The organism is Gloeotrichia echinulata CP02, assembly GCA_038087035.1.
GTDB classification, from domain to species: domain Bacteria; phylum Cyanobacteriota; class Cyanobacteriia; order Cyanobacteriales; family Nostocaceae; genus Gloeotrichia; species Gloeotrichia echinulata.
The window spans coordinates 1,320,397-1,332,078 of record CP051187.1; the positions used below are offsets into that span (position 1 = coordinate 1,320,397).

Genomic DNA, 11,682 nt, shown 5'->3' on the forward strand with positions numbered 1-11,682 from the left:
CAGAGGCATAATTTAAACTTTCTGCTATTTTTGCTCAACAGCTTATGAAACAGTTTTTATTAACATGGCTCGGTACAGCGGTGGCGTTGTTGATCACCTCTAGAATCGTGCCAGGATTTGTGCTTAACGGTTTTGTAGCAGCACTTGTGGTGGCTGTGGTTATCGGCCTGGTTAATGCGACGATTAGACCGATTTTAAGGAATTTGCGGACTTTGATATTTCCAATTACCTTACTCACTTTTGGTTTATTTACATTTGTCATCAACGCTTTGACTCTGTACATAGCCAGTTTCTTGGTTCCCCGTACTCTGTTTCTAATTCAGAATTTTTGGGCTGCTTTGTTCGGCTCAATTGTGCTGGCGATTGTTTCTAGTGTGATTAACTATTTTCTGAGAGTCGTTGATTGACAAATAATTACTAATTCGTAATTCGTAAGTTCAAACCTCACCCTTTCATTTCTTGAGCAACAGCTACTGTTACAGATCCTTCCCCTTGTAACCGAAAAATTTGTTTAGGAACCAACAGCCTCACTGTCAAATTTGTCAATGAGGAATTGAGAGACTGCTGCTTTTCGAGTTTCTCCCCACCAGCTGCAAAAATAGCAGCAGCTTCCGCAACGCTGGGAGTCCCCACTTCTTGGTCAATTAATTTGGCTGGATTGGGAACCCAGACGGTACGGAGGATTTCTGCTGGAAAGGTTTTGAGAGGTAAATTGCGTAAGTGGCAAAATTCCCTTAAACCGACTTCTGAGGCTTTAGTGTCAATAGTAGCAATACCTGCGATCGCATTTTCATCCAGATGATTTTCTCTAAACACTTGCTGAATCGCCGTTTCCATCAACTGGCGTGATGTCCCTCGCTGACAACCTATTCCCACCCAAAAAACTTCTTGATGCGACTGCAATTGACAAATTTTATTATATATAGGACTGATATTTGATTTTTGAAATATACGTAGGCTAGGCATTGCCCACCCTACAGGTACTGAGATTTTTTCAGAAATCAAATATGATTACTATACCATCACTCCAAACTCCTAACATTAAACTCCTGTATGGACGAGTTTATGACAGCAATTTTGCGGTAGATAAACCACACTTTTGAGGCGCAAGGCCTTACGCCCCCAAGAAGATCTGTGATTCAAATCACTGACAACCAGCGCCAATTCAGAGCAGAAGATCAGGAACTGGTGTGAAGGTTTACTATGATACATAAAAATTGAGCTTTAGAATACTGTTCTGAAAAATTAAAAATTATATATTATTGCCATCTAGCACAGTAGGAAACACCGAGGGCGAGACAAGGTAAAAAGTAAAAGGTAAATTTACTTCTTTATTGTTGCTTCCTTATAATTCTAGAGGCTCCAGCATTTTGCCCTGTCTATCTTGGTGTTTCAATTTCTTCTTAATCTGTGAAAATTTTTATCAATCAACTACGCTACATTTTTGATTTCTTAAGAATTTGTTTATTTATTATTATGAGTGAATTATATTGGCGTTGCTGAATTGAGATAAATTCATATCTCGATTCAGCAACGCCCAAGTTTTTTATTCCTGTGCCCCAGCTTTTTGTAAACTCCGCACTATAGCCCTATACCCATTAAATTCGGCAATCATCAAAGCCGTATAACCACCGCGATTTTTTAAATTCACATCCGCCCCAGCTTGCAACAAAATCTGCACCGCCTCAAAATCCCCGGCTGAAGTAGCCCACATCAACGCCGTCGCCCCTGCAGAGTCTTGAAAATTCACATTTGCCCCTTTCGCTAGCAACAGCTGGATCAGTCTTGTATACTGACTTTCTACAGCTTTAATCAAAGCTGTTTTGCCATCATCTGCTGGTGTATTAGCATCAGCGCCGTAGTCTAGCAACACTTTGACTATCTGGGTGTGTCCCTGGGATGCTGCGAGTGTCAAAGGGTTCTCACCCAGGTTTTTTTCCTGAATATTCGCCCCAAAACGCAGCAGGGTTTCCACAATTTGGGTGTGTCCTTGGAACACGGCTAGAAGTATTGGTGTATCACCGAGGCGATTTTTAATATGGACATTTGCGCCCCGGTCAAGTAATACTTGCACTATATCAACGTAGCCTTCAACAACAGCAAGGTGTAGGGCAGTTTCTCCATCGCTATCTTGGTGATTAATCAGGGCACCTCGATCTAGTAAAGTCGAGATAATCGCACTGTGTCCCGCCGCTGTAGCCGCCGATAGCGCCGTTCCACCATCTGTATTTTTCGCAGTCACATCAGCCCCTGCGTCCAGCAGTGTTTGTACAACATCCAGATGCCCCAAGTCTGCTGCTATCATTAAAAGTGTTTCGCCTTCTTGATATTGGTAGTTGACATCAGCACCATTTTGTGATATAAGTTGCACAACTGGCGCATGTCCGTGCTTAACTGCCAGTTTTAAAGCAGTGTCATCATCTTGATCTGCGAGATTCACCTTAGCACCAGCAGCCAGTAAGACTCGCACCAGATCAACATCACCTTTGAGTGCTGCTGCCATCAAAGCTGTACTGCCATCTTCATTAGTAGCATTGATATCCGCGCCTCTGGATACTAAAAGCTGGACAATATCAGGCTGATTGGCACTAGTTGCTAACATCAAAGCCGTCAAACCATAGCGTTTTCTTTTCAAGTTAATATTGGCGCCAGCATCCAGCAGCGATCGCACAATTTCGGTATAGCCTAAATTAGCCGCAAACATTAAAGCTGTAGTGCCATCGCGATCGCACACGTCTACCTTAGCACCTGCAGCCAGGAACGCACACAGCCGCTTGATATCACCACTTTTAGCAGCCATCAGCAGCAAGACATCGTTGTTTTGAGTCATGGAAGAGATTCCGATTGATCATCGCTCAAAATTTAGTCTGAGATTCTTTATCCACTTTTGCAAGAGGGGGGGATGAGGAGTTTGGAGTTTCGAGTGATTATCCCAATCCCCAACTTGTTCGGCGAATGAATAAAATAGAGTTATGCTAAGTTTTATGAAGATTTAATAATCAGGCGAGACACCATGAATTTGGAACTTTCTGCATCCTTGAAGTATTGGCTGAATTTCTTTCACCCACTGACTATGTGGGCACTATTAGCACTGTCAGTCTATGCTGCCTACCTGGGGCTACAAGTACAGCGTACCAGAAACGCCGAGGGTGACGAGAAAAAAGAACTGATTAAAGGCAAGTATAATATAAGACACGAGCAAATAGGGTCTATACTCTTGGCTTTACTTGTAGCGGGTGCGATTGGTGGTATGGCTGTGACTTACATTAATAATGGTAAGTTGTTTGTTGGGCCTCACCTGCTAGCCGGACTTGGTATGGTAAGTCTAATTGCCTTTTCTGCTGCCTTGTCTCCTTATATGCGTAAAGGGGCAAATTGGGCGCGTACGACGCACATTTTGCTCAATTTCACCCTTTTGGGACTTTTTGCTTGGCAAGCAATCACCGGCATAGAGATTGTTCAAAGAATTCTGAGTAATGCATAGTTTTTAGGCAAGAGTCAAGAGTCAAAGGTCAAAAGTCAAAAGTTTTTTGTGACCCTTGACCCTTGACCCTTGACCCTTGACCCTTGACTCACCATTTTTTCTGAGACTTAACAGGGAAGGGTATTCCCAAAGATTGGTGAAAATCTTCTTGTACTTTGCGTGTTAAGCGACGGGAGACTTGGCGGACAATTTGGTTAAGCAAGCGATCGCCTGTAGCTTGAATTATAGACTTAGGTAATCGCTGAATAAATCGAGGGAAATGAATATCAACGACCAAATCCAATTCCCACTCAACCCGACAAACCTCAATAATTTGATTAGGGTCATCCTTTACCACATCATCGATTATTTGTAGCGATGCCCGATAGTCTACATCATAACCAGGTGGATGGTAGTCAGGAATGGGAATGGTACGAATCCGGTAGACACCTTCTGAGGGGGGTAAAAGTTCCAAACCAATTTTTGGCTCTACTTCATAACCAAAAGAGCCAAAAGTACCAATTATTAAAGCATAGCCATTTTCTCCCAAGGGTTCCACCTTCATCGGTTCAGCGCAACGCGAAAACCATAGGGCGTGACCATTAAGATACTCAGCAACCTTCTGCTTTGGGGCATACATGGGCATACAATCGTTATAGCGACCGTAAAATTTTGTTGGTGTCGCTGCATTGACTGGTGTGAGTGCATCCTCTGGTGCTGCTAGGTCTGACGACCCAGACAAAATTGCTTCTTTTATTTCCAAGGTTTTGTATTCGCCGTTGCTTGAAAGCATAAATGCATTCCTGTATCTTATGGCGTTTGTCTATATTAATCATTCCCAGGTTTTATGGGTCGCTTCGCACTCGGATTTCATTTTGACGGAATCCTCATGAATCTGTCATGAACTCCATAGAATTACTAAAATAAAAAACGGAACGATCACACACATACTAGTTTCCCAGGATAGCGTTTTTCATGAAAGCATTTGTAGCAGGCGCAACAGGTGAAACAGGTCGCCGGATTGTGCAAGAACTGATAGCACGTAACATTCCCGTTCGGGCTTTGGTACGAGATAAAGACAAAGCTACAGGAATTTTGCCTCCCCAGGCGGAATTAGTGGTGGGCGATGTTTTAAACCCACAAAGCCTCACTGCTGCTTTGGGAGATAGCACCGTTCTGCTATGCGCCACTGGCGCCAAACCCAGCTTTGACCCCACTGGCCCCTATAAGGTAGATTTTGAAGGTACTAAAAATTTAGTAGATGCGGCTAAAACAAAAGGAATTGAGCATTTTGTCTTAGTTTCTTCTTTGTGTGTTTCCAAGCCATTCCATCCCCTGAATTTGTTCTGGCTAATTTTGCTTTGGAAAAAGCAAGCGGAGGAATACATCCAAAAAAGCGGTCTTACCTATACAATTGTCAGACCGGGAGGGCTGAAGAATGAAGATAACTCCAACCCCATAGTGATGCAGAGCGCTGATACATTGTTCGATGGTAGCATTCCCCGGCAAAAAGTTGCTCAGGTTAGTGTCGAATCTCTATTTGAATCAGCCGCTCGCAATAAAATTGTCGAGATTATTTCTAGACCAGATGCTAGCTCTAAAAGTTTCCCAGAACTCTTTCAACAGTGCTGATTAATAACTGGGGAATTGGGAATTGGGAATTGGAAATTGAAGAGAAATTTTTAAACCCCCCAGTCCCCAATCCCCAGCGATGCACTGAGCGGTCGTTGTGTCCCCAGGTGTAAACTTTCCCGGAATGAGTGCGTCAATGATTGTGTTTACCTAAAAGAGCGCATATTTAAGGAGTCGGACTCTGAAAGGCTTTGAATTCAAAGGCGTTGAGAAACTAATTGGACCCATAGTCGCCCTGATCGGCTTTGTCTGCTTGTTACAGTGGTATATATATGGAGACTTGCGATCGCCTTCTGATCCCATCTTTGGTGGTAAACAGCCAGGTTTGGTGATGAAAGGTGGCGACCCTTATATCCGCGCTTTAATGCGAACTATCTCAGCCAGTGAGGCTAATAGCAACCGTCCCTATTCTCTTTTGTATGGTGGTCAGCAGGTCACTGACCTCAGCCGCCATCCGGAGGTATGTGTTACTATTGTTGTCGGACCAAATAAGGGAAATTGTTCTACTGCTGCGGGCAGATACCAAATTATCAATACTACTTGGTATCAAATTGCTCCCAAATATCACCCAAAACCCATGCAGTTAATGTTTTGGGCTTCTTATAGTTTTGAGCCTGAGTATCAAGATGTAGTGGTTTACCGTTGGTTGACTGATTCACGAGTTTGGGGTGTTGATATTTCTCAACTTTTGCATCAGGGAAAGTTAAATGATGTTTTGCGGCGATTGTCTCCCACTTGGACAAGTCTTGGTTATGGTATAGAAACTAATTCGATCACTCGCTCTTTGCCTAAAATTTATCAGACAGTTTTGCAAGAAGAATTAAACATCAATAATACACCGCCATTGCTAAATTTGTCCCCAAGTCCAACGCCTACACCTTTGCAAACTTCTCGTGACAAGAAGGTTTGAGGTGTTGCTTTTTTGTAGGGTGCGTCAGACAATAATACAACTGCGCTAGTCTAAATATTTAGGACTGACACATCCTACCAAGTAAGTCGGCGCGAAAAAACAAAACTATATTACTACATGTAAATATGTCCCCAATGCTTACCAATAACCAATGACCAATGACCAATGACCAATGACCAATGACCAATGACCAATGACCAATGACCAATGACCAATGAACTAACTACTGTTTGAAAAAATCTCGGATATGTTGCACAAATTCCCAGGTATTTTCTAAGTGAATATTATGTGCGGAATTTCTAATTATTTTTAACTGGGCATTTTTACATATTGCTGCCATTTTATGATTAATCGCTAAAAATTTTTCGTCATTTTCACCAACTAATAAAAGCAAAGGTTTTGTATTTTGTTGCAGTTGATTCCATAAATTAGGTTGGCTTCCAGTACCCATGAATTGGAGTGATTTATTTAATTCTAGGGGATGATTCTGCAAGCGACTTTGTAGCATCCGTTCATATTCTGGATGATTTTTTATAGAACCGAAAATTGGCTGATTGTACCAATTTGACAGAAAAGCAGCAAAATCGCTTTTTTCTAGACTTCTGGTTAATTTACTCCCAATTTGATCATCACGTTTAATTCTTTCTAATCTTTCTGTTTCTGTCATCAAACCAGGAGAAGCTGATTCTAAAACTACTTTGGTAAAACCTTCGGGAAAATGCACTTTCAGATATAAAGCTAATCTCCCTCCCATTGAATAACCAACTAAATAGCATTGCTGAATTTCTAACTCATCCAGTAAGTTAATTAACCCTTGGGCAGTATTTTCCATTGTATAGCAATCATCCCCACCTAAAACTTGGGTTTTACCATGTCCTGGGAGGTCAAGTGTTAAATAAGAAAATTCATCAGATAGTAATTTTATCGCTTGATCAAATTCATCAATGTTACCCATGAAGCCGTGTAAAAAAAGGATGACTGGCTTATCTGGGTTGCTAATTAAAGAATAGTGAAAATTGTAATTTTGCATCAGCTTTAATGTTCGTAGTTGCACTTGAGTGCTAAAGTACAACTACAAACGATAAACTTTATCTTCGATCAAAAATAAAATAGGAAATGCGTCTACCTTATTCTAAGGCAAAAATCGATCTAAAGCTGCTTTAAGTTGTTCAATTTCCACTTCAATATTCCCTTCTTTGGCAGCTCTTGCAATACACTCAGTTAAATGTTCATCGAGAACAATTCGCGCCACCCGATCTATTGCACCCCGAACTGCAGCAATTTGCAATAAAACATCAGGACAAGGGCTATTTTGCTGCACCATTGTCTTGATACCGCGAATGTGTCCTTCTATACGCGAAAGTCGGTTGACTATTTTCCTTAAAGATTCTTCATTATGGACGTGAGGATGAACCGAATCGACCTGCCCATGAGTATGATTTAGATCTGGAGAGTGTGTATCGTCATCTAAATCGTGATTGTGGGTGTGTTCTACTTGCTCGGATGTAGGCAAGGATTGTTTAGGTAATCGTTTTGATCCATTCATGGGTTATTGATTGTTGGGTAAAATCCGAACCTTTTAAGGGGAAATGTCCATAATAGCTTTTAGGCTAAGTATTAACTTAATTTAATAACAGGTGGCTTGCGTAATGCCCCAATTTAAAGTCTGGGGTGAACAGGCAATACCTGATGCACAGCAGCAGCGTCAAGACTCTCAAAATAAGTGTAGATAATTTGTCACGACTACGCAACAATTAGGTTTCTCAATTTAGGTTGTGATTATGCGAATTTCTCAATTACCCTGGTCTATCCGTCAACTCAGTTCCCATGTTTTAGCTATATTTATAGGAGTTGTGCTAACCGTTAGTACATTAGGGGTGTTACCTTCCCAAGCGGAACCAGCGCCAAAAGCTGTGACTATGGAAGGAAGACAACTACTCGCCCAAGGACCATCATCAGCTTCAGCGGCGATAGGTAGTAGTAGCTTTGTTACAGAAGCCGTGAATCGTGTTGGGACAGCAGTGGTACGGATTGATACTGAGCGCACGATTACTCGCCGTATCGATCCAGTTTTTGAAGACCCCTTTTTCCGCAGGTTTTTTGGAGAAAGTTTCTCCCAACAGTCACCTACGGAGGAGTTACGTGGACTAGGTTCTGGTTTTATTATTGACAAGGGTGGGTTGATTCTCACCAATGCCCACGTAGTAGATCAAGCTGATAAAGTTACAGTCCGCCTTAAAGATGGTCGCACTTTTGAAGGCAAAGTGCAAGGTATAGATGAAGTCACAGATTTAGCGGTGGTGAAAATTAACGCTGGTAACAATTTACCCGTGGCGTCTTTGGGTTCTTCTAATAATGTACAGGTAGGAGACTGGGCGATCGCAGTTGGTAATCCTTTGGGTTTTGATAATACCGTAACTTTGGGTATTGTCAGCACCCTCAAACGTTCCAGCGCCCAAGTGGGGATTACTGACAAACGCTTAGAGTTCATTCAAACCGACGCTGCTATTAATCCTGGTAACTCCGGTGGACCACTATTAAATGGTCAAGGTGAAGTAATTGGGATTAATACAGCGATTCGTGCGGATGCGATGGGGATCGGCTTTGCTATTCCCATTGATAAAGCCAAGGCGATCGCCGCTCAACTAGAACGTGATGGTAAAGTTGCTCACCCCTATTTAGGTGTGCAAATGGTAACATTGACACCCCAGTTAGCGAAGCAAAATAACAAAGATCCCAATTCTACTATCGAAATTCCCGAACTTAACGGTGTGTTGGTGATGCGGGTTATTCCCAATTCACCGGCTGCGCGTGCGGGTATTCGACGCGGTGATGTGATTGTGCAAATTGATGGAAAACCAATCACCACAGCTGAACAGTTGCAGAATGTTGTCGAAGAAAGTCGCCTCGGTCAAGTATTGCAGTTGAAAGTGCAACGGGGTAATCAAACACAGCAGCTATCAGTCCGCACCGCTGAGTTACAAAATGCTTCGACTTAGATTATAGGGCAATACAGTTCAGTTAGGCTCGAATGGTACACCTGAAGGGGCACGGCATCCAAAATCTTTTCTTCTAATGACAATTTTATTCGTGCCGTGCCCCTACGACAATTTTCCTTAACTGAACTGTATTGGATTATAGGGGTCTAAAGGCAATTTATTTTAGGACTTACGCATGTGTCACAGAAAAAAAACGGTGCGTGACGCCATGAGATCCTAATCTATGTACAGGTTTTTGTCGTAGCGTCACACACCCTACAAATATAATGCGCCAGTTGCGTAAGTCCTGTATTTGTAGTTGTGCTTCTTGTAGAGACCTTCACTAACTCAGTTGGTGATGTTGTACTGGATGTTCACGATATCTCAAATGTCGGAGAATGTCTCGGTTAAAAGTATCAGGCGCAACTACAAAAAACGCCAAATTTTCATTGTATTGTCCTCGCTACCACTAACTAAAACCTTACCATCAGGACTAAAGATGACGGATGTCACATTGTTTTCATGTCCTGTGAGTGTGCGAATTTCTTGACCGGTAGCCAGATTCCAGAGTTTGATGGTGCGATCGCGGCTACCACTGGCTAAAGTTTGACCATCTGGGCTGATCGCTAGGGATGTAACTGTGTTATTATGTCCTGTGAGTGTGCGAATTTCTTGACCTGTGGACAGATTCCAGAGTTTAATGGTGCGATCGCGGCTACCACTGGCTAAGGTTTGACCATCGGGACTAATGGCTAGGGATGTAACTGTTGTGTTATTACCCAGCAGTGTGTGTATTGTATATCCCTTATCCAGATGCCAAATTTTAATCGTCTTGTCAAAACTCCCACTGGCTAAGGTTTGACCATCTGGGCTAATAGCGATTGACCGTACCCAAAATTTATGTCCAACTAATGTCCGAATATGCCTGCCTGTGGCTAGATTCCAGACTTTGATTGTGTTATCATCACTACCACTGACCAAAGTTTTGCCATCAGGGCTAATCCCTAGGGCTTGAACGGAGTCGGAATGCCCAAGTAGGGTGCGGATTTCCTGACCTGTGGACAGATTCCAGATTTTGATCGTGCTGTCATCACTACCACTGACTAAAGTTTTGCTATCGGGACTCATAGCCACAACATTTACCCGTCCAGAATGACCAGTTAGGGTGGATATTTCCCCACCTGTGGCGAGATTCCATAATTTGATGGTGCGATCGCTATTAGTGGCGATGATTTTGCTATCGGGACTGATGGCGATCGACAACACAGAGTTTTCATGACTGGTGACGGTATTAGCTAAGGAAATTTTCTCTAAGGGAATCTTTGGTGTCTCGCTGAGAACTACTTCACCGTTCCTGGAATGTTGATTTGACTGATTCAGTCGAGAAGATAAACTGGTTTGCAACCGGCGATATTGTTGATACCAAGAATCGGTAAATCCTACCTGAATCAAAACCGCAGATATCAAGATAAAAGTCCTGAATATGCTATATTTTTTCGGTAAAAATGATATGTGTGTGAATGGTAATTTTCCGGTGGAATTTCCCGTTGGTGGTAGTGCAAGTGGTTGCTTATGAGTCAAGTCTTTAATGACTTCCTCGGCTGATTGGTAACGATGCTGGATGTCTTTTTGCAACAGCTTCTCGAACACACGATCTAATTCAGGATTGATGGGACTTCGCAAATATTGACGCCAATTTGTCACCCAACTATATCCATGTTCCATCCACAACTGAAAGGGAGAAATTCCCGTCAGCAGATGAAAACAAGTAGTCCCCAAACCAAACAAATCACTAGCGGGATAAGCTTTACCATCTCTGATTTGTTCAATCGGTGAATAACCATGTGAACCGATAGCAGTTCCAATTTTATTTTGCACTCTTGCTGTTAACTGTTTTGAGGACCCAAAATCTATCAAAATTAATCTTCGATCACTTTCACGACGGATAATATTTTCCGGTTTGATGTCGCGGTGAATAACGCCGCGATCATGAATAAATTTGAGGATGGGGAGTAAATCTAACAAGATTGCTTGAATGTCTTTATCTTTATAAGTCTTACGTTGCTGTAACTCACTTAACAAATTTTCCCCATTGATAAACTGCTGTACTAAATACAGACAGTGTTCCTGTTCAAAGTAAGCCATCAGAGTCGGAATTTGCGGATGTTCTCCCAGTTCTTGTAATCGCTGTGCTTCTTGAGAAAACAACTCTATTGCTTTTTTTTGTGACCAAGTACCTTGGAATTTTGGAGCTAATTGCTTGATAACACAGCGTTCATTGAGTTTATCTATATCTTGGGATAAATAAGTTCTACCAAATCCCCCCGCATCAGAAAGCACCCGAATTACACGGAAGCGATTTCTTAACAGTGGTACTAGTGGGGTACTACAACTTTGGCAAAACTTTTTGCTATCAGGATTTTGGGGATTTAAACAGTCGGGATTTAAGCAACAGATCATGATTAAAGAGGCGACATTGCATGACAAAATATGCTAAGTTTGCCCCGAAATTTCCCTTGATATCAAGATTGGCTCTGGTGTAATTTTGGTAGAAACCCCTGAATTTGGGGATTGGGGAATTACTTGATATAGTCAGCGTTTATAAATAAAATACCAGCGATTTTTCCTAAATACCGGAAAACCACAAGAGCCAAAACATTATTTCTCTCATTATATAATAATCTAAGTAAGTTGGTGGG

Annotated in this window: 11 protein-coding genes; 5 read left to right on the forward strand and 6 right to left on the reverse strand. The window is 42.1% G+C overall.

Features of this window, described 5'->3' with window-relative positions; all coding sequences use genetic code 11:
• Positions 1-44: 44 nt before the first annotated feature.
• On the forward strand, positions 45-407 hold the full coding sequence (locus tag HEQ19_06035; GenBank protein ID WYL99139.1) for a phage holin family protein: 363 nt from the start codon (positions 45-47) through the stop codon (positions 405-407).
• Positions 408-444: 37 nt separating this feature from the next.
• Here the strand turns inward: HEQ19_06035 and HEQ19_06040 are convergent, their stop codons facing one another.
• Positions 445-966, reverse strand: a complete 522-nt coding sequence (locus HEQ19_06040; protein WYL99140.1) for a cobalamin biosynthesis protein — start codon at positions 964-966, stop codon at positions 445-447.
• Positions 967-1,546: 580 nt separating this feature from the next.
• Positions 1,547-2,830 carry an ankyrin repeat domain-containing protein gene (locus tag HEQ19_06045; protein WYL99141.1) on the reverse strand — a complete coding sequence of 428 codons (1,284 nt, stop codon included), beginning with the start codon at positions 2,828-2,830 and terminating at the stop codon, positions 1,547-1,549.
• 183 nt (positions 2,831-3,013) lie between these two features.
• Between HEQ19_06045 and HEQ19_06050 the strand changes: the two genes are divergently transcribed.
• The gene (locus tag HEQ19_06050; GenBank protein WYL99142.1) at positions 3,014-3,484 is read left to right on the forward strand and encodes a DUF4079 domain-containing protein; all 471 of its coding nucleotides are present in this window, start codon (positions 3,014-3,016) and stop codon (positions 3,482-3,484) included.
• Positions 3,485-3,572: 88 nt separating this feature from the next.
• Here HEQ19_06050 and HEQ19_06055 read toward each other — a convergent pair whose 3' ends face one another.
• Positions 3,573-4,256 (reverse strand): DUF1997 domain-containing protein, encoded by a 684-nt coding sequence (locus tag HEQ19_06055; protein WYL99143.1) that lies wholly within the window; start codon positions 4,254-4,256, stop codon positions 3,573-3,575.
• 182 nt (positions 4,257-4,438) lie between these two features.
• On the opposite strand from HEQ19_06055, the gene HEQ19_06060 reads away from it, so the two are divergent.
• Together HEQ19_06060 and HEQ19_06065 are read left to right on the forward strand one after the other, a co-directional pair.
• The gene (locus tag HEQ19_06060) at positions 4,439-5,095 is read left to right on the forward strand and encodes an SDR family oxidoreductase (GenBank protein WYL99144.1); all 657 of its coding nucleotides are present in this window, start codon (positions 4,439-4,441) and stop codon (positions 5,093-5,095) included.
• Between the two features lie 253 nt (positions 5,096-5,348).
• The gene (locus HEQ19_06065; protein ID WYM03281.2) at positions 5,349-6,005 is read left to right on the forward strand and encodes a glycoside hydrolase family protein; all 657 of its coding nucleotides are present in this window, start codon (positions 5,349-5,351) and stop codon (positions 6,003-6,005) included.
• A gap of 223 nt (positions 6,006-6,228) precedes the next feature.
• Here HEQ19_06065 and menH read toward each other — a convergent pair whose 3' ends face one another.
• Together menH and HEQ19_06075 are read right to left on the reverse strand one after the other, a co-directional pair.
• On the reverse strand, positions 6,229-7,035 hold the full coding sequence (gene menH / locus HEQ19_06070) for a 2-succinyl-6-hydroxy-2,4-cyclohexadiene-1-carboxylate synthase (protein WYL99145.1): 807 nt from the start codon (positions 7,033-7,035) through the stop codon (positions 6,229-6,231).
• A 102-nt stretch (positions 7,036-7,137) separates the two neighbouring features.
• The gene (locus HEQ19_06075; GenBank protein ID WYL99146.1) at positions 7,138-7,551 is read right to left on the reverse strand and encodes a metal-sensitive transcriptional regulator; all 414 of its coding nucleotides are present in this window, start codon (positions 7,549-7,551) and stop codon (positions 7,138-7,140) included.
• Between the two features lie 235 nt (positions 7,552-7,786).
• Here HEQ19_06075 and HEQ19_06080 point away from each other — a divergent pair, with 235 nt between their 5' ends.
• Positions 7,787-9,004: an HhoA/HhoB/HtrA family serine endopeptidase gene (locus HEQ19_06080; GenBank protein WYL99147.1), complete on the forward strand. Its 1,218-nt coding sequence runs from the start codon at positions 7,787-7,789 to the stop codon at positions 9,002-9,004.
• Between the two features lie 405 nt (positions 9,005-9,409).
• Here the strand turns inward: HEQ19_06080 and HEQ19_06085 are convergent, their stop codons facing one another.
• The gene (locus tag HEQ19_06085; protein WYL99148.1) at positions 9,410-11,443 is read right to left on the reverse strand and encodes a serine/threonine-protein kinase; all 2,034 of its coding nucleotides are present in this window, start codon (positions 11,441-11,443) and stop codon (positions 9,410-9,412) included.
• Positions 11,444-11,682 lie beyond the last annotated feature (239 nt).